18 protein-coding genes are annotated in these 16,381 nt (G+C 71.1%); 13 read left to right on the forward strand and 5 right to left on the reverse strand.

Annotation, left to right across the window (positions count from 1 at the left end; genetic code table 11):
- Positions 1-83 precede the first annotated feature (83 nt).
- The 3 genes from ABB33_RS15480 to ABB33_RS15490 are packed head-to-tail and all read right to left on the reverse strand — an operon-like array spanning position 84 to position 2,363.
- On the reverse strand, positions 84-881 hold the full coding sequence (locus ABB33_RS15480; RefSeq protein ID WP_054665140.1) for an amidohydrolase: 798 nt from the start codon (positions 879-881) through the stop codon (positions 84-86).
- Entirely contained in the window at positions 874-1,218 is a 345-nt protein-coding gene (locus ABB33_RS15485; RefSeq protein ID WP_056932668.1) for a hypothetical protein, read from the reverse strand. Before ABB33_RS15485 ends, ABB33_RS15480 begins: the two co-directional genes overlap by 8 nt.
- The gene (locus ABB33_RS15490; protein ID WP_054665134.1) at positions 1,215-2,363 is read right to left on the reverse strand and encodes a pyridoxal phosphate-dependent aminotransferase; all 1,149 of its coding nucleotides are present in this window, start codon (positions 2,361-2,363) and stop codon (positions 1,215-1,217) included. Before ABB33_RS15490 ends, ABB33_RS15485 begins: the two co-directional genes overlap by 4 nt.
- A gap of 161 nt (positions 2,364-2,524) precedes the next feature.
- Between ABB33_RS15490 and ccmA the strand changes: the two genes are divergently transcribed.
- From ccmA to ABB33_RS15555, 13 genes are all read left to right on the forward strand, one after another.
- Positions 2,525-3,181 (forward strand): heme ABC exporter ATP-binding protein CcmA, encoded by a 657-nt coding sequence (gene ccmA / locus ABB33_RS15495; RefSeq protein ID WP_056932669.1) that lies wholly within the window; start codon positions 2,525-2,527, stop codon positions 3,179-3,181.
- On the forward strand, positions 3,178-3,873 hold the full coding sequence (gene ccmB / locus ABB33_RS15500; RefSeq protein WP_054665129.1) for a heme exporter protein CcmB: 696 nt from the start codon (positions 3,178-3,180) through the stop codon (positions 3,871-3,873). The genes ccmA and ccmB overlap by 4 nt, the downstream gene beginning before the upstream one ends.
- Positions 3,874-4,123: 250 nt before the next feature.
- Positions 4,124-4,579, forward strand: coding sequence for an azurin (azu, locus tag ABB33_RS15505; protein WP_056932681.1), 456 nt, complete (start codon positions 4,124-4,126; stop codon positions 4,577-4,579).
- 141 nt (positions 4,580-4,720) lie between these two features.
- The gene (ccmC, locus tag ABB33_RS15510; RefSeq protein WP_054665123.1) at positions 4,721-5,473 is read left to right on the forward strand and encodes a heme ABC transporter permease CcmC; all 753 of its coding nucleotides are present in this window, start codon (positions 4,721-4,723) and stop codon (positions 5,471-5,473) included.
- Positions 5,470-5,649 (forward strand): heme exporter protein CcmD, encoded by a 180-nt coding sequence (gene ccmD / locus ABB33_RS15515; RefSeq protein WP_056932670.1) that lies wholly within the window; start codon positions 5,470-5,472, stop codon positions 5,647-5,649. The genes ccmC and ccmD overlap by 4 nt, the downstream gene beginning before the upstream one ends.
- Complete coding sequence (gene ccmE / locus ABB33_RS15520; protein ID WP_054665118.1) at positions 5,646-6,113, forward strand: cytochrome c maturation protein CcmE; 468 nt, start codon at positions 5,646-5,648, stop codon at positions 6,111-6,113. The genes ccmD and ccmE overlap by 4 nt, the downstream gene beginning before the upstream one ends.
- Positions 6,114-8,042, forward strand: a complete 1,929-nt coding sequence (locus ABB33_RS15525; RefSeq protein WP_054665116.1) for a heme lyase CcmF/NrfE family subunit — start codon at positions 6,114-6,116, stop codon at positions 8,040-8,042.
- Positions 8,042-8,647: a DsbE family thiol:disulfide interchange protein gene (locus ABB33_RS15530; RefSeq protein ID WP_056932671.1), complete on the forward strand. Its 606-nt coding sequence runs from the start codon at positions 8,042-8,044 to the stop codon at positions 8,645-8,647. Before ABB33_RS15525 ends, ABB33_RS15530 begins: the two co-directional genes overlap by 1 nt.
- The gene (locus ABB33_RS15535) at positions 8,647-9,096 is read left to right on the forward strand and encodes a cytochrome c-type biogenesis protein (RefSeq protein WP_054668652.1); all 450 of its coding nucleotides are present in this window, start codon (positions 8,647-8,649) and stop codon (positions 9,094-9,096) included. Before ABB33_RS15530 ends, ABB33_RS15535 begins: the two co-directional genes overlap by 1 nt.
- Positions 9,090-10,112: a tetratricopeptide repeat protein gene (locus ABB33_RS15540; RefSeq protein ID WP_056932672.1), complete on the forward strand. Its 1,023-nt coding sequence runs from the start codon at positions 9,090-9,092 to the stop codon at positions 10,110-10,112. The genes ABB33_RS15535 and ABB33_RS15540 overlap by 7 nt, the downstream gene beginning before the upstream one ends.
- A gap of 22 nt (positions 10,113-10,134) precedes the next feature.
- Positions 10,135-10,842, forward strand: coding sequence for a class I SAM-dependent methyltransferase (locus ABB33_RS15545; RefSeq protein WP_056932673.1), 708 nt, complete (start codon positions 10,135-10,137; stop codon positions 10,840-10,842).
- Positions 10,843-11,012: 170 nt separating this feature from the next.
- Positions 11,013-12,134, forward strand: a complete 1,122-nt coding sequence (gene metX / locus ABB33_RS15550; protein WP_056932674.1) for a homoserine O-acetyltransferase MetX — start codon at positions 11,013-11,015, stop codon at positions 12,132-12,134.
- Between the two features lie 106 nt (positions 12,135-12,240).
- On the forward strand, positions 12,241-13,146 hold the full coding sequence (locus ABB33_RS15555; RefSeq protein ID WP_082595130.1) for a DNA ligase: 906 nt from the start codon (positions 12,241-12,243) through the stop codon (positions 13,144-13,146).
- A 161-nt stretch (positions 13,147-13,307) separates the two neighbouring features.
- Here ABB33_RS15555 and cydC read toward each other — a convergent pair whose 3' ends face one another.
- Together cydC and cydD are read right to left on the reverse strand one after the other, a co-directional pair.
- The gene (gene cydC / locus ABB33_RS15560) at positions 13,308-14,996 is read right to left on the reverse strand and encodes a thiol reductant ABC exporter subunit CydC (RefSeq protein WP_056932675.1); all 1,689 of its coding nucleotides are present in this window, start codon (positions 14,994-14,996) and stop codon (positions 13,308-13,310) included.
- Positions 14,993-16,381, reverse strand: a 1,389-nt coding sequence (gene cydD, locus ABB33_RS15565; RefSeq protein WP_056932676.1) for a thiol reductant ABC exporter subunit CydD, incomplete at its 5' end; no start/stop codon positions are given. The genes cydC and cydD, both read right to left, overlap by 4 nt.

Consider the following 16,381-nt stretch of genomic DNA (forward strand, 5'->3'; position numbering starts at 1 on the left):
GACGCGGCGAGCCTAGCAGCGCGCCCGCGTCCGCAGACAGGTACCGGCCGCGCCATCCGGCCGGCGTTCAGCGTCGCCCCGGGTCAGCCCAGGGTGAAGGCATCGGCATCGAGCATCGCCGGGAAGCGCTCGCGGTGCTCGGCCAGCGCCTGCGCCGAGACCACGGTGGTCACCACCTGCTCGCGCTCGCGGATTTCCACCTGCGGCTGGCCGAGGAAGTCGATCAGCGCGCTGTCACCTGCGTAATGCAGGCCGTTGCCGTCCACGCCCACGCGGTTGACCACGGCCACGTAGCACAGGTTCTCGATCGCCCGCGCGCGCGCCAGCGTGCGCCAGGCATGGGCGCGCGCCGACGGCCAGTTGGCGACGAAGATCTGCAGGTCGAAATCCATCTGCCCGGGGCGCTCGACGTCGTAGCGGTTGCGGCAGAACACCGGGAAACGCAGGTCGTAGCAGATCTGCGGATTGATCCGCCACCCCTTCAGCTCCACGCACAGGCGCTCGCGCCCGGCGGCATAGCGCTTGTGCTCGCCTGCATAGCGGAACAGGTGGCGCTTGTCGTAGTGCCGCAGCTCGCCATCAGGCGTGGCCCACAGCAGGCGGTTGAAGACCCCGCCATCGACGCGCAGCTGCACGCTGCCGGTGACCGCCGCGCCCAGTGCACGGGCCTGTTCGCGGATCCAGCGCACGGTCGCGCCGTCCATGTCCTCGGCCTTGTCGATGGCGTCGTTGGAAAAGCCGCTGGTGAAGGTCTCCGGCAGGATCACCAGGTCGGTGCTGCCGGCCAGCGGCGCCAGCAGGGCCGCATAGTGCCCGCGGTTGCCTGCCGGGTCGTGCCAGCGGGTGTCGCCCTGTACCAGTGAAATACGGAGGTCATTCATCGGTATCACCCTCACCGTCATAAGGCACGAACGCGAGGTCGTAGCCGAAAGGATTTCCGCGCGGCGGCTGGTCCGGCGGTGTCTCGTGGATTTCAACCCGCCCCGCCATCTCGAAGCCGACCTTGCCGCAGATGAAACGGAGCATGTCCACGGCCTCGTCCGCATCCGTGGCCCATCCCTTCATCGCCATCACAGCCGGCCCCGGACGGCATTGGAAGCCGTCCGCGAGCGCGCCGGCAACGCCGTCGGCGACGAGCGAATAATGCTGGAATGGCGTGGTGGCGCGCCCATAGCGCAACTTCAGTTTCCAGTCGTTGCCAAGCGGCTCCTCGGTCACAGCTTCACCAGGCGCTCGATCGCCGCGTCCAGCGTGGCGTCGTTCTTGGCGAAGCACAGCCGCACCAGGCGCTGCCCGGCCGGCGCGGTTTCGTAGAACGGCGACAGCGGGATCGCGGTGACGCCCTTGTCGATGGTCAGCCACTTCACGAACTCATGGTCCGGCAGGTCGCTGATGGCCGAATAGTCCACCAGCTGGAAGTAACCGCCCGGCACCGGCAGCGGCTGCAGCCGCGTGGTCAGCAGCTGCTCGCGGAACCGGTCGCGCTTGGCCTGGTAGAACGCACCCAGTTCCAGGTGGTGCTCCGGCTCGTCGCGGATCATCGCCGCGAAACCATACTGGGCCGGGCCGTAGGTGGTGAAGGTGTTGTACTGGTGCACCTTGCGGAACTCGGCGCTCAGCGCCGGCGGGGCGATGGCGTAGCCGATCTTCCAGCCGGTGCAGTGGTAGGTCTTGCCGAAGCTGGAGATCACGAAGGCGCGCTCGCGCAGCTCCGGGTAGCGCAGCGCCGATTCGTGGCGGGCGCCGTCGTAGACGATGTGCTCGTAGACCTCGTCGGAGATGAGGTAGATGCCGGTGCCGCGCAGCACGTCGGCCAGCGCCTGCATGTCGGCGGCCGAGAGCATCGCGCCGGACGGGTTGTGCGGGGTGTTGACCATCAGCATGCGCGTCTTGGGCGTGATCGCCGCGCGCACCTTGTCCCAGTCGACGGCGAACGTCCGCGGGTCCAGCGCCACATGCACCGCGCGCGCACCCGCCAGGTCGATGGCCGGCTCGTAGCAGTCGTAGGCCGGGTCGAGCACGATGACCTCGTCGCCGGCCCGCACCACCGCATGGATGGCGTTGAAGATCGCCTCGGTGCCGCCGGACGTCACCGTGATCTCGGTGTCCGGGTCGACCTGCGCGCCGTAGCAGTCCAGTACCTTCTGCGCGATGGCCTGGCGCAGCGGCGCCACGCCGGTCATCGGCGCGTACTGGTTCAGGCCCTCGCGCATGGCCCTGGCGGTCTCGTCGATCAGGCGCTGCGGCGCCGGGAAATCCGGGAAGCCCTGGCCCAGGTTGACCGCGCCGTGCTCGGCGGCCAGCTGCGACATCACGGTGAAGATGGTGGTGCCCACCTTGGGCAGCTTGGTCTGCGGTTGCATCGATGCGTCGGCGTCGGGGGAAGGGAAACGACGAGTTTACGCAATGCCGGCGGCAACGGCCGCCCGGCCCGCGCTTCGGCACCGGCGGCAATGCCTATAATGTCGCGCCCGATGCGCCAGCCTGCCTGCGCTCCCACCCAAGGACGGAAGCGCCCGATCCGATGACCGCGACCCTGAACACCCCGCCGCTGCTAGACGCGCGCGGACTGCGCTTCACCCGCAACGACGACCCGGTGTTCGGGCCCCTGGACCTGCACGTGGACGCCGGCGAGGCGCTGCTGGTACAGGGCGGCAACGGCGCCGGCAAGACCACCCTGCTGCGCGTGCTCGCCGGGCTGCTGCGCGCCGACGAAGGCACGATCCAGATCGACGGCCGTGCCGCCGGCGCCGGCGACCGCTCGCGCTACATCGCCTACCTGGGCCACCTGCCCGCGCTCAAGCAGGACCTGGGCACGCTGGAAAACCTGCACGTGCTGTGCGGCCTGCAGGGCCGCCGGGTGCGGCAGATGCCCGGCAACGCGCTGGCCATCGTCGGCCTGGCCGGCTACGAGGACACCCTGGTGCGGCAGCTGTCGGCCGGCCAGAAAAAGCGCCTGTCGCTGGCCCGGCTGTGGCTGTCGCCGGCACCGGTGTGGCTGCTGGACGAGCCCTACGCCAACCTCGACCTGGACGGCATCAACCTGGTCAACCGCATGATTTCAGCACACCTGCGCAGCGGCGGCGCCGCCCTGGTCACCACCCATGGCGCCTACGCCGCGCCACCGGTGCGCAACCGCACGCTCACCCTCGGCTCGGCCGCGGTGGAGGCCGCCGCATGAGCCTGCCCGGCCCGCAGCCCTCGCTGCTCGACGCCGCCCGGGCGCTGCTCGCGCGCGACCTGAAGCTGCTGTGGCGGCGCCGCGGCGACGCCGCGCAGCCGATCCTGTTCGCGCTGCTGGTCGTGGCCCTGTTCGCCCTGGCCCTGGGCGGCAATCCTGACCTGCTGCAGCGGGTGGCCGCGGCGGTGCTGTGGCTGTCGGTGCTGCTGGCCGGGCTGCTGTCGCTGGACACCCTGTTCCGCGGCGATGCCGAGGACGGTTCGCTGGAGCAATGGCTGCTGTCGCCGGTGCCGTTGCCGTGGCTGGTCGCGGTGCGGGTGTTCTCGCACTGGCTGACCACCGCCTTCCCGCTGGTGCTGGTCAGCCCGCTGCTGGCCGAACTGATGCAGTTGCCGCGCGCGCAGCTGCCGGTGCTGGTGGCGTCGCTGGCGCTGGGCACGCCGCTGCTGAGCCTGCTTGGCGCGGTGGTTGCCGCGCTCACCGTGGGCATGCGCCGTTCCGGCATCCTGCTGGCGCTGCTGGTGCTGCCGCTGTACGTGCCGGTGCTGGTGTTCGGTGCCGGCGCGGTGGCCGCGGCAGCGCAGGGCTTCGACGCCAGCGGCGCGCTGCTGCTGCTTGGCGCCGGGCTGGTGGTCAGCCTGCTGCTGGCGCCGCTGACCGCCGCGGCAGCGATCCGCATCGCCAACTCCTGACCCTCCCGGGGGCTCCCACGACCACGGCATACGGGCGCCGCCGGTGGCCGTCGCGGGCGGCTGCGCCGGAGCCGTGCTGGCGCCATGCCGGCCCGGCGTTCCGGGCCGTGTGAAGACCGGGCATGCAGCGTCCGGCGCATGCTCCGGGCCTGCGACATTGCGTCGCTTGCCAACCCCGAACGCCGGCGACAGCATGGCCGGCCATTCGCCCGCAGCCGCGTGCCCATCCCCGCAGACAGGAGCTTTGAAGATGTTCCGCAAACTGATCCTCGCCTCCACCCTGGCCCTCGGTGCCGCCGGTGCCGCCCATGCCGCCGGCAGCTGCTCGGTGAACCTGGAGGGCAACGACGCCATGCGCTACAACATGGCCAACATCGACGTACCCAAGAGCTGCTCCAGCTTCACCATCAACCTCAAGCACACCGGCAAGATGGCCAAGAACGTGATGGGCCACAACGTGGTCGTCGCCAAGGCCGCCGACATGAACGGCATCGACGCCGACGGCATCAAGGCCGGGCTGGCGGCCGACTACGTCAAGGCCGGGGACACCCGCGTGATCGCCCACAGCAAGGTGGTCGGCGGCGGCGAAAGCACCTCGTTCAGCATCCCGGTGGCCAAGCTCACCGCCGCCGGCGCGCCGCTGTCCTTCTTCTGCAGCTTCCCCGGCCACGCGGCGCTGATGAAGGGCACGCTCACCCTGAAGTGACCGCCACGGCGCGGGCTGGCCGTGCCAACCGCGCCGTCTTCGGCTAATCTTCACGAGCCGCCGGGCGCACGTGCTTCGCGGTGCCCGGCAACGGGGTGGGAGGGGTCCACCCCGCCATCGTTTTCCTCGACGAGCGAGCGGATGTTCAAAGGTTTGCCAGGTTGGTTCCATCGGCTGGGGTCCCCTGCCTATTTCGACGCTTTCGCCGCCCGTTGGTCGCCATGGTGCTACGTGGCGTCGCTGCCGCTGTTCGCCTTCGGCCTGTGGCAGGCGCTGGCGGTGGTGCCGGCCGACTACCAGCAGGGCGACAGCTTCCGCATCCTCTACATCCACGTGCCCTCGGCCTGGATGAGCCTGTTCGTGTTCGGGCTGATGGCGTTCTACAGCACCATCGCCCTGGTCTGGCGGGTCAAGCTGTGCGAGATCCTGGCCATGGCCTGCGCGCCGATCGGCGCCGCCTTCACCCTGATCACCCTGCTTACCGGCAGCATCTGGGGCAAGCCGATGTGGGGCACCTGGTGGGACTGGGACCCGCGCCTGACCACCGAGCTGATCCTGCTGTTCCTGTACCTGGGGGTGATGGGCCTGTATGGCGCCATCGACGACCGCCGCGCCGCCGCCCGCGCCGCCGGGCTGCTGTCCATCGTCGGCGTGGTGCTGCTGCCGGTCATCCGCTATTCGGTGGTGTGGTGGAACTCGCTGCACCAGGGCCAGACCATCCGCATGTTCGGCGAGTCCAGCATGGACGACAGCATGATCCTGCCGCTGTGGCTGATGGTGCTGGCCACCAAGTTCTGGTTCGCCGGCTCGCTGCTGGCCCGCGCCCGTGCCGACAACCTGCGCCGCGAGGCCGGCAAGGCCTGGGTACGCGAGCGCGTGGAGAAACTGACATGACCTACTTCCAGTACGTGGCCCTGGCCTATGCGGTGTTCTTCGTGGTCCTGGCCTGGGATTTCGCCATCCCGCGCCTGCAGGTGCGGCGGCAGCTGCGCGAGGTACGCAACCGCATGGCGCGCGCCAGCCGCAATGCCGCGGCCGCGGCGCCCGGCGACGAGGAACTGAGCCGATGAGTCCCGTCCAACGCCGCCGCCTGCTGCTGGTGCTGCTGGTGCTTGCCGTGGCCGGCATCGCCGCCGCGCTGGTGGCCACCGCCCTGCAGCGCAACATCGCCTATCTGTACACCCCGGCCGAGGTAAAGGCCGGCAAGGTCGCGCCCGATGCGCGCTTCCGCCTCGGCGGCATGGTCGCCAAGGGCTCGTTCCAGCGCGCCCCGGGTGCGCTGCTGGCACGCTTCGAGGTGACCGATGGCGATGCGCGGTTGCCGGTGACCTACGACAAGATCCTGCCGGACCTGTTCCGCGAGGGCCAGGCGGTGGTCGCCACCGGGCGCATGGCCGGCGGCGTGTTCGTGGCCGAGGACGTCCTGGCCAAGCACGACGAGACCTACATGCCCAAGGAACTGGCCGACAAGATGGGCGTGGCCCATGACAAGCACCAGGTCCCGGCCACGGCCACGCCGGCGGAGTCGCGCTGAGTGCTCGCCGAGATCGGACAGGTCCTGCTGATCCTCGCGCTGCTGGCGGCACTGCTGCAGAGCGTCCTGCCGCTGGTCGGCGCGCAGCGCGGCATCGCCCCCTTCATCGCCATCGCGCGCCCGGCCGCGGCACTGCAGCTGGTCATGGTGCTGGGCGCGTTCGTGGTGCTGACCGCGGCCTTCGTGCGCCAGGATTTCTCGCTGCGCTACGTGGCCGAGAATTCCAATTCACTGCTGCCAATGATCTACCGCTATTCGGCGGTATGGGGCGCGCACGAGGGCTCGCTGCTGTTGTGGACGCTGGTGCTGGCGCTGTGGACCGCGGCGGTGGCCGGGTTCTCGCGGCGCCTGCCGCCGCCGGTGATGGCGCGCGTGCTGGCGGTGATGGGCCTGATCAGCGTGGGCTTCCTGGCATTCCTGCTGTTCACCTCCAATCCGTTCGAGCGGCTGCTGCCGGCGCCGGTCGAGGGCCGCGACCTGAACCCGCTGCTGCAGGACCCGGGCCTGATCATCCACCCGCCGATGCTCTACCTGGGCTACGTCGGATTCGCGGTGCCGTTCGCCTTTGCCGTCGCCGCCCTGCTCGATGGCCACATCGACGTGCGCTGGCTGCGCTGGACCCGGCCGTGGACCAACGTGGCCTGGGCCTTCCTCACCCTGGGCATCGCGCTGGGCAGCTGGTGGGCCTACTACGAACTGGGCTGGGGCGGCTGGTGGTTCTGGGACCCGGTGGAGAACGCCAGCTTCATGCCATGGCTGGCCGGCGCGGCGCTGCTGCATTCGCAGGCCGCCACGGAAAAGCGCGGCGTGTTCATCGGCTGGACCCTGCTGCTGGCCATCACCGCGTTCGCGCTGTCGCTGCTGGGCACCTTCCTGGTGCGCTCGGGCGTGCTGACCAGCGTGCACTCGTTCGCCGCCGACCCGGCACGCGGCCTGTTCATCCTGGTGTTCCTGGCGCTGGTGATCGGTGGCGCGCTGCTGCTCTACGCGCTGCGGGCCCCGGCGATGGGCGGCCCGGCCGATCCGCGCCGCGCCTACGCGCTCAATTCGCGCGAAAGCCTGCTGCTGGCCAACAACCTGCTGCTCAGCTGCGCCTGCGCCATGGTGCTGCTGGGCACGCTGTACCCGCTGCTGGCCGATGCGCTGGACCTGGGCAAGGTCTCGGTGGGGCCGCCCTACTTCGGCACGCTGTTCCTGCTGCTGATGGCGCCGCTGGTGCTGCTGCTGCCGTTCGGCCCGCTGACCCGCTGGCAGCGCGAACAGGGCCTGCGCACGCTCGCCCTGCTGGCGCCATGGGCGGTGCTGGCCCTGCTGCTGGGCGTGGTGGCCTGGTTCATGGCGCCGCAGGGCAAGCTCAAGACCGCCGTCGGCATCGCCGCCGCGGCCTGGGTAGGCGCCGGCACCGCGTACGTGCTGTGGCAGCGCCTGCGCGGCGGTGGCCGTCCCAACGCCGAGACCTGGGGCATGCTGATCGCCCATGCCGGCATCGCCGTGTTCCTGGTCGGCGCGCTGCTGGTGGAGTCGCTGAGCATCCAGCATGAAGTGGCGCTGACGCCGGGCAGCGCAGTCGAGGCCGGCGGCTACCGCCTGGCATTCGAGGGCGTGGACGCCAGCGACGGCCCCAACTACCACTCCGACCGCGGCCACGTGCGCGTATTCCGCGGCGACCGCGAGGTCGCCCTGCTGCACCCGGAAAAGCGCATGTACGCCAGCGGCGGCATGCCGATGACCGAGGCCGGCATCCATCCGGCGCTGGGCGGCGATGTGTATGTTGCGCTCGGCGAATCGCTGGGCGATGGTGCCTGGGCGGTCCGCGTGCAGGTCAAGCCCTTCGTCCGCTGGATCTGGCTGGGCGCGCTGCTGATGGCCCTGGGTGGCTTCGTCACCGCCGTCGACCGCCGCTTCCGCCGGCTGCCCGAGAAATCCTGATGTCCGACACCTCGCCCACTCCGAATCCTCCCCACCGCCTGCCGCCGGTCGCACTGATCATCGGCGCGCTGTTCTTTCTGGGCCTGGTCGGCCTGATGCTCTATGGCGTCAGCCGTTCCGACCGGCCCGACCGTGACAGCCTGCCCTCGGCGCTGATCGGCAAGCCCGCGCCGGACTTCTCGCTGCCGGTGCTGCACGATCCCGCGGTCAAGGTGAGCGGACACGACCTGCGCGGCGCGCCCTACCTGCTCAACGTGTGGGGCAGCTGGTGCCCGACCTGCCGCGACGAGCACCCGATCCTCACCCGGTTCGCCGAGACCAAGCGCGTGCGCGTGATCGGCTACAACTGGAAGGACGAGCGCGCCGACGCCCTGCGCTGGCTGGAACAGCTGGGCAATCCCTACATGGTGGTGGTGGCCGACGAAGAAGGCCGCACCGCGCTGGACTGGGGCATCGCCGCCGCGCCGGAGACCTTCCTGGTGGACGGCAGCGGCATCGTGCGCTGGAAGTACAGCGGCGCCATCACCCAGGACGTGCTCGACCGACAGCTGATCCCGGCGCTGGAGAAGATCGAGGCCGGCGCCGGCGGGAAGACCGCGCGATGATGCGGCTGGCGGCCATGCTGCTCGCGCTGTGCCTGCCCTGGCTGGCGATGGCGCAGCCGATGGGCGACCCGGCCCCGCTGCAGTACCGCGACCGTGCCGAGGAAGCGCGCTTCCACGCGCTGGCCGCCGAACTGCGCTGCGTGCAATGCCAGAACCAGTCGTTGGCCGACTCCAACGCGCAGATCGCCCACGACCTGCGCCGCGAGGTCCTCAACCTGATGCGCGAAGGCCGCAGCGATGCGCAGATCAAGCAGTTCCTGGTCGAGCGCTACGGCGAATTCGTGCTCTACCGCCCGCGCATGGAAGGCAGCACCCTGCTGCTGTGGCTGGGCCCCGGCGTCCTGCTGGTAGCCGGCGCGGTGCTGCTGTTCGTGCACGTGAGCCGGCGTGGGCGCGTCGCGCCCGCCCCGGCCGCCGCGGATGCCAACCAGGATGAACGCGAATGGTGAAGGCGGTATTCCTGTCGCTGGCCGCACTGCTGGCCATCATTGCCGGCGGCGCCATGCTGTGGCCGCTGCTGCGCGCCGGCAAGCGCGCCATCTGGGGCACCCTGGTCGGCTCGATCGCAGTCGCCACCGTGGGCCTGTACCTGTGGCTGGGCACGCCGGCGGCGCTGCAGGCGCCGGACGAGGCGCCGCCGCAGAGCCTGGAGCAGGCGGTCGAACAGCTGCGCGCGGTGCTCGACGAGCACCCCGAGCGCACCGAAGGCTGGGTTCTGCTGGCCCGCTCGCAGCTCGAGCTCGGGCGTGTGGCCGATGCCGCCGCCTCGTTCGAGCGCGCGTTGAAGCTCGACCCCGACCAGCCCGAGCTGTTGATCGAAGCGGCGCAGGCGCGCGCCCGCGCACATCCGAAAATGCTGTTCGACGACACCGGCGTGGAATGGCTGCAACGCGCCCGCAAGGTGGCGCCGGACAACCAGCGCGCGATCTGGCTGATCGGCATCGTGCAGCGCCAGCGCGGCCAGGACGAAGCCGCCGTGCGCACCTGGGAAAGCCTGCTGCCGCGGCTGGAACCCAATGCCGCCGCGGCGCTGCGCGAACAGATCGACGCCGCCCGTGCCGACGCCGGGATGCCGCCTTCCACGCCCGCCCTGGCTCCCCCCGCGGCCGGCAGCGCCGGCGCCCATGCCATCACCGTGCAGGTCACCCTGGCACCGTCGCTGCAGGCGCGCGTCGCCGCCGGCAAGGACACGGTGTTCGTCATCGCCCGCGTTCCCGGCGGCCCGCCGATGCCGGTCGCGGTCGAACGCCACCCGGCGCAGGCCGGACCGCTCACGGTCACGCTCGACGACGGCGACAGCCCGATGCCGACTCAGAAGCTGTCCGCGCTGGGCGAGGTGGAGGTATTAGCGCGACTGTCCGCCAGCGGCACCGCGATGCGCCAGGACGGCGACGTGGAATCGGTACCGGTGAAGGTCGTCCTGCCTGCGGGTGAGCCGCTGCGGATCACGCTCGGCCAACCGTGACCCACACGTCGGAGCGGATGCGGTGAACCAGGACGAAATCAAACTGCTGTTCGACCAACAGGCGGCCGGCTACGACGCACAGTGGGCCAAGACCCACCCGATCCGCGATTGCCTGCACCTGCTGCTGGATTCGGCCTTCGCCACGCTGCCGCCGGATGCGCGCGTCCTCTGCGTGGGGCTCGGAACCGGCGCGGAGCTGATGCATCTCGCGCGGCAGCATCCCGGCTGGCGGTTCACCGCGGTGGAACCGTCCGGCGCGATGCTCGCCCTGTGCCGCCAGGCGGCCGAACGGGAGGGTATTTCGGCGCGTTGCCATTTCCATGAAGGCTACCTGGAATCGCTCCCGGACACGGCCAGCTTCGACGCGGCCACCTGCTTCCTGGTATCCCAGTTCATTCTCGATCCGGCAGCCCGCTCCGGGTTCTTCCAGGGCATCGCGCGCCGGCTCGCACCGGGCGCGATGCTCGCAAGCTCCGACCTGGCCGCGGACGTGCAGTCGCCCGCCTACGAGGTGCTTCTGCGCGCATGGATGAGCCTGATGGCCGCAGCCGACGTTCCGGCCGACGCCCTGGAGCGCATGCGTGCCGCCTATGCCCGGGATGTCGGGATACTGCCCCCGGAGCAGATCGCTTCGATCATCGCCGCGGGCGGTTTCCAGCCCCCCGTGCCGTTCTTCCAGGCCGGGCTGATCCACGGCTGGCTGTCCATGCGCGCCGATCAGGCCCGCTGAGTCCCGGCAACCGGCGCGCCCCAGCGCTTCCGTTCCGGCTGCCGGCACCATCATGCGGCGACAGCTGCGGCACCGATCACCGCGGCCGTGGTAACCACGGCTCATGCCCTGATAACGCCGGGGCATTGCGTGCCATCCCCGTATCGGTGCACGGCCGGTAGAATCGGCAGATGACCGAGTTCATCCCCGTAGGCAGCCGTTTCCACGCACTGGCCTCGCCATTCCCGATGAAGCGTGGCGGCCAGCTGCATGGCGCGCGCATCGCCTACGAAACCTGGGGCACGCTGGCCGCCGATGCCGGCAATGCCATCCTGATCGTCACCGGGCTGTCGCCCGACGCCCACGCCGCCAGCCATCCCGGCAACCCCGCGCCCGGCTGGTGGGAGCCGATGCTCGGCCCCGGCAAGCCGATCGATACCGACCGCTGGTTCGTGGTCTGCGTCAACTCGCTGGGCAGCTGCAAGGGCTCCACCGGCCCGGCCTCGCTGGATCCGGCCACCGGCAGGCCGTACCGGCTGTCGTTCCCCGAACTGTCGGTGGAGGACATCGCCAACGCGGCCGCCGGGGTGGTGCGCGCACTCGGCATTCAGCAGCTGGCGTGCCTGATCGGCAACTCGATGGGCGGCATGACCGCGCTGGCCCTGTTGCTGCAGCACCCGGGCATCGCCCGCACCCACATCAACATTTCCGGCAGCGCGCAGGCCCTGCCCTTCTCCATCGCCATCCGCTCGCTGCAGCGCGAGGCCATCCGCCTCGACCCGGCCTGGAATGGCGGCGACTACGACGACGCCCACTACCCGGAATCGGGCATGCGCATGGCGCGCAAGCTGGGTGTCATCACCTATCGTTCGGCACTGGAGTGGGACGGCCGTTTCGGCCGCGTGCGGCTGGATTCCGAGCAGGGCGACGACGATCCTTTCGGCCTCGAGTTCCAGGTGGAAAGCTACCTGGAAGGCCACGCACGCCGCTTCGTGCGCCGCTTCGACCCCAACTGCTACCTGTACCTGGGCCGTGCGATGGACTGGTTCGACCTGGCCGAGTACGGCGACGGCGACGTCATGGCCGGGCTGGCGAAGATCCACGTGCCACGGGTGCTGGCCATCGGCGCCAACACCGACATCCTGTTCCCGGTCGAACAGCAGCAGCAGATCGCCGACGGCCTGCGCGCGGGCGGTGCCGACGCACAGTTCATCGGCATGGACTCGCCGCAGGGCCATGACGCCTTCCTGGTGGATTACGACCGTTTCGGCCCGGCGGTAGGCGGCTTCCTCGATACGCTCCCCGGCCTTTGACCGACGGTGCGGTGTGGCGTAGGCCCACGCCGCACGCCGCCTGCGCCCGATCCCGGCGCCGAGGCTGCGCCGCCATGCTGTCCCTCCGCCACCGCCTGGAGGGCGCATGCGACACCTGCCGACCGTGCTGCTGTACCTGTTGCTGCTTCCATGGAGCGCTGCCGCGGCCGCGCCTTCGCCGATGCTGGCCAGCCAATGGCGCGACGGGCCGGACGTCTCCCGGTATTGGGTGAGCGAGAAGCTCGACGGCGTCCGCGCACGCTGGGACGGGCATGCACTGTGGACCCGCGCCGGCAACCGCGTCGACGCCCCGGACGGCTTCACCCGCGGCTGGCCGCGGCAGCCCCTGGACGGCGAACTGTGGGCGGGACGCGGCCGCTTCGAACACGCCAGCAGCACCGTGCGCCGCTACCCGCCCGATGCGGCCGCCTGGCGGAGCCTGCGCCTGATGGTCTTCGACCTGCCCGCACACCCCGGCACCTTCGACCAGCGCCTGGCAGCCCTGCGCGTCCTGTTCGAGCGCACCGCCTCGCCGACGCTGGAACTGATCCCGCAACAACGCATCGCCGACACCCGCGCACTGCGTCGCCAGCTGGAAGCCACCGTTGCCGCCGGTGGCGAAGGGCTGATGCTGCACCACCAGGACAACCGCTACATTGCCGGCCGCAGCGCCGGCCTGCTCAAGCTCAAGCCCTGGAGCGATGCCGACGCGCGGGTGGTCGCGCACCTGCCCGGCAAGGGCCGGTACGCCGGCATGCTGGGTGCATTGCTGGTGGAGCGCGCCGATGGCGTCCGTTTCCGCATCGGCAGCGGCTTCAAGGACGCGCAGCGCATTGCACCCCCGGCGATCGGCAGCCTGGTCACCTATCGCTACACCGGTTTGACCGCCAACGGCCTGCCACGTTTCGCCCGCTTCCTGCGCGTGCGCGAGGAAGCGCCGGCGCAAACGGACAAACGCCTCCGGCGCACCCCGGCCCCCTCACCACCAGGCAGCGGCACCCGCTATCGATGACCACGCGCATTACGGCCTGCGGCTGGCGTGCGTCAGGTGCACGCCGGCCGGTTGCCCGGCATCGCCGCGCCCGGCACGGCCCGCACGGGGTGGGAACGCCGCCTTCGACCGGGGATGCAGCGAGGGTGCCGGTCGCGGCCGGCACCCGGTTCCTGCCGGCCTCAGCCCTGCGCCTCGCCACCCACTTCCAGCAGACGCCCCCGCTGCAACCGGTACTGGCGGTGCACCACCCCGTCGGGCAGGTGGCCGTGGGTGATCATCAGCAGGCTGCGCGGGCCCAGGGCCGCGGCCATGTCGACCAGCAGCGCCTCGGCGGTATCCACGTCCAGGCCTTCGGTCGGTTCGTCCAGCACCATCAGCGGGGCGTCGCGCAGCAACGCGCGTGCCATCGCCAGGCGGCGCGCCTGGCCTGCGGACATGGTGGCGCCGTTCTCGCCGACCCAGGCCGACAACCCGCCCTGCCGGCGCGCCCAGTCGCCCAGCCTTACCTGTTCGAGCACCGCCCACAACCGCGCCTCGTCGGCCTGCGGCTGGCCCAGGCGCAGGTTGTCGGCGATGCTGCCGGCGAACACCGGCGCGCCCTGCGGCAACCAGGCGACATGGCGATGCCAATCGTCCTGCGCGACCTCGCGCAGGTCCACCCCGCCCCAGCGCACCGCCCCCACCTGCGGGTCCCACAGCCGCAGCAGCAGGGCCGACAGCGTGGTCTTGCCGCAGCCGCTGTCACCGCCGATGGCGATGCGCTCGCCGGGCCGTATCTGCAGGTCGATGCCGTCGAGCACGCGCCGGCTCTCCCCGGGCCAGGCGAACACCACCTGCTCGAACGAAAGCGTGGCCGGCGGCGCCGGCACCGGACGCGGATGCGCCGGGTCGGATACCGAGGGCGGCTGCTCGACGATGGCCTGCAGGCGCCCGGCCGATATGCGTGCCGACTGCAGCGCCTGCCAGGCCAGCCCGCACCCGGCCGCGACTTCCAGCAACGCCACGGTCAGGAACACCAGCGCGGCGGCCAGCGGCGCCGTCACCCGGCCGTCCTGGAAGGCGGAAAGCGCCAGCCACAGCATTGCCAGCAGGCCGAGCCCGGCACAGGCCGAGTGCAGCACGTTGCCGGCGATCAGGCGGCCGCGGCGGCGGTGGTCGTCGCCGGCGAGCTGGCGTGCCGCGCCGTCGACGCGTGCGCGCCAGGCATCGCGCGCGTCCAGCGCGGCAAGGTCGGCGGCGCCTTCCAGGCCTTCGTAGGCCAGCGTGCGCAGCCGGGTACGATGCCGCGCGCGCTCGGCTTCGCCCGCGTCGCCGCTGTGCACCGCCAGCAACGGCACGCCGATGCCGATCAGCAGCGACAGCAGCAGCAACGCCACCGCCGCCGGCCAATGGATGGCGGCGGCCACGGCGATGCTGGCCACGGCGATGCCGGCCAGCGCCAGCAGCGGCCCCACCGCGCGCACCAGCAGGCCATCGACCTCGCCGATATCGGACATCAGCCGCGCGAGCAGTTCGCCGGTACGCGTTCCGCCCAGGCGTGCCGGCGCCAGCGGCAACGCCCGGCGGAAGAACCACACCCGCAGGTCGCGGGCGATGCGCAGGGTCGCGTCATGGCCGACCAGCTTCTCGAAGTAGCGCGAAACGATGCGCACGAAGGTCAGGGCGCGGATCCCCGCCGAGGGCGAGAAGAAGTTGAAGGTGGTCCCTGCGCCCAGCGCCCCGGCCAGCGCGGCGGCGGTCAGGAAGCCGCCGGACAGCCCCAGCAGGCCGACCCCGGCCAGCATCGTCAGCAACAGCAGGACCACCGCCAGCAGCAGCCGTACGCGATGCCGCGCGAACACCGCGCGCAGGGAATCGTCGCCGCTCATGCGCGCACCTCCTCATGCAGCCGCACCACGCGATCGGCCCACTGCATCGCCGGCGCGCTGTGGGTGGCCATCAGCACCGCGCGGCCACGGGTGAAACAGGCCAGCGACTGCAGCAGGTCGGCCTCGGTCCGCGGATCCAGGAAGGCGGTGGGCTCGTCCAGCAGCAACAGGTCCGGATCGCGCAGCAGCAGCCGCGCCAGCCCGATGCGCCGGGCCTCGCCACCGGACAGGCCGAACCCCCGTTCGCCGATCACCGTGTCCAGTCCCTTGGGCAACTGCGCGGCGAAGCGCATCACCTGCGCGGCCTCGGCCACCGCGCGCAGCCGCGCGTCGCTGGCGCCGGGATCGGCCAGGCGCAGGTTGTCGGCGATGGAACCGTGGAACAGGTATGGACGCTGCCCGGCGTAGCCCACGCGCACGCCGTCGCGCAGCGCGATGCGCCCACCGCGCGGTGGCAACCAGCCCGCCAGCGCCTCCAGCACGGTGCTCTTGCCGCTGCCACTGGGCCCGACCAGGGCCAGGCGTTGTCCCGCATCGATGTCCAGCGAGAAATCCGTCACCACGTCGTGGCCGGCACCGATTGGGCGCAGCACCAGCGCCGCCGCCGCCAGCAGCGGCGCCCGCGCCTGCGCCGGTTCCGGCACGCGCACGGCGGGCACGGGCACGGTGGCATCCGCCGCCGGGTCGCCGCCGTCGAGCAGGCGCTCGACTTCGGTGGCGGCGGCCAGCGCGTTGGCGCGGTCGTGATAGTGCGTGGCCAGGCGCCGCAGCGGCGCATAGAACTCCGGCGCCAGCAGCAGGCAGAACACGCCCGCGCCCAGCGTCGGCACCGTGGCATGCAGCGCCAGCATGCCCAGGTAGCTCAGGCCCAGGTACAGGGCCACCATCGCCACGCTCACCGAGGCGAAGAACTCGAGCACGGTGGAGGACAGGAAGGCGATGCGCAGCACCTTCATGGTGCGTACGCGCACGCCCTCCGCGGCGGCGGCGATACCGGCCAGTTCGTCCTCGCCACGCCCGTACAGACGCAACAGGCCCAGGCCCTTGATGCGGTCTGCGAAATGCCCACCCATGCGCGCCAGTTCCTGCAGCTGCTCGCGACCGGCCGCTTCCGCGCCCAGCCCCACCAGCATCATGAACACCGGCACCAGCGGCCCGGTGCACAGCAGGATCAGCGCCACCGTCCAGTCGACCCAGGCCACCGCTGCCACGATCAGCAGTGGCACCACCATCACCTCGACACGGACCGGCTGGAACCCGGCGTAGTAGCCCTCGATGGCGTCGCCATGGGCGAGCAGCAGCTCGCCCAGTTCACCGCTGCGCTGGCGCCGCAGCCACAGCGGTCCGCGCTCGAACAGGCGCCGGTAGACCTGCTCGCGCAGCGC

Source organism: Stenotrophomonas acidaminiphila, assembly GCF_001431595.1.
In the GTDB taxonomy this organism is placed as follows: domain Bacteria; phylum Pseudomonadota; class Gammaproteobacteria; order Xanthomonadales; family Xanthomonadaceae; genus Stenotrophomonas; species Stenotrophomonas acidaminiphila.

Bases quoted from the DNA above. Each gene is read 5' to 3' on its own strand.
- ABB33_RS15480 (WP_054665140.1), bottom strand. From the start codon at position 881: ATGAATGACCTCCGTATTTCACTGGTACAGGGCGACACCCGCTGGCAC.
- ABB33_RS15490 (WP_054665134.1), bottom strand. From the start codon at position 2,363: ATGCAACCGCAGACCAAGCTGCCCAAGGTGGGCACCACCATCTTCACC.
- ccmA (WP_056932669.1), top strand. From the start codon at position 2,525: ATGACCGCGACCCTGAACACCCCGCCGCTGCTAGACGCGCGCGGACTG.
- ccmB (WP_054665129.1), top strand. From the start codon at position 3,178: ATGAGCCTGCCCGGCCCGCAGCCCTCGCTGCTCGACGCCGCCCGGGCG.
- azu (WP_056932681.1), top strand. From the start codon at position 4,124: ATGTTCCGCAAACTGATCCTCGCCTCCACCCTGGCCCTCGGTGCCGCC.
- ccmC (WP_054665123.1), top strand. From the start codon at position 4,721: ATGTTCAAAGGTTTGCCAGGTTGGTTCCATCGGCTGGGGTCCCCTGCC.
- ccmD (WP_056932670.1), top strand. From the start codon at position 5,470: ATGACCTACTTCCAGTACGTGGCCCTGGCCTATGCGGTGTTCTTCGTG.
- ccmE (WP_054665118.1), top strand. From the start codon at position 5,646: ATGAGTCCCGTCCAACGCCGCCGCCTGCTGCTGGTGCTGCTGGTGCTT.
- ABB33_RS15530 (WP_056932671.1), top strand. From the start codon at position 8,042: ATGTCCGACACCTCGCCCACTCCGAATCCTCCCCACCGCCTGCCGCCG.
- ABB33_RS15535 (WP_054668652.1), top strand. From the start codon at position 8,647: ATGCGGCTGGCGGCCATGCTGCTCGCGCTGTGCCTGCCCTGGCTGGCG.
- ABB33_RS15540 (WP_056932672.1), top strand. From the start codon at position 9,090: ATGGTGAAGGCGGTATTCCTGTCGCTGGCCGCACTGCTGGCCATCATT.
- metX (WP_056932674.1), top strand. From the start codon at position 11,013: ATGACCGAGTTCATCCCCGTAGGCAGCCGTTTCCACGCACTGGCCTCG.
- ABB33_RS15555 (WP_082595130.1), top strand. From the start codon at position 12,241: ATGCGACACCTGCCGACCGTGCTGCTGTACCTGTTGCTGCTTCCATGG.
- cydC (WP_056932675.1), bottom strand. From the start codon at position 14,996: ATGAGCGGCGACGATTCCCTGCGCGCGGTGTTCGCGCGGCATCGCGTA.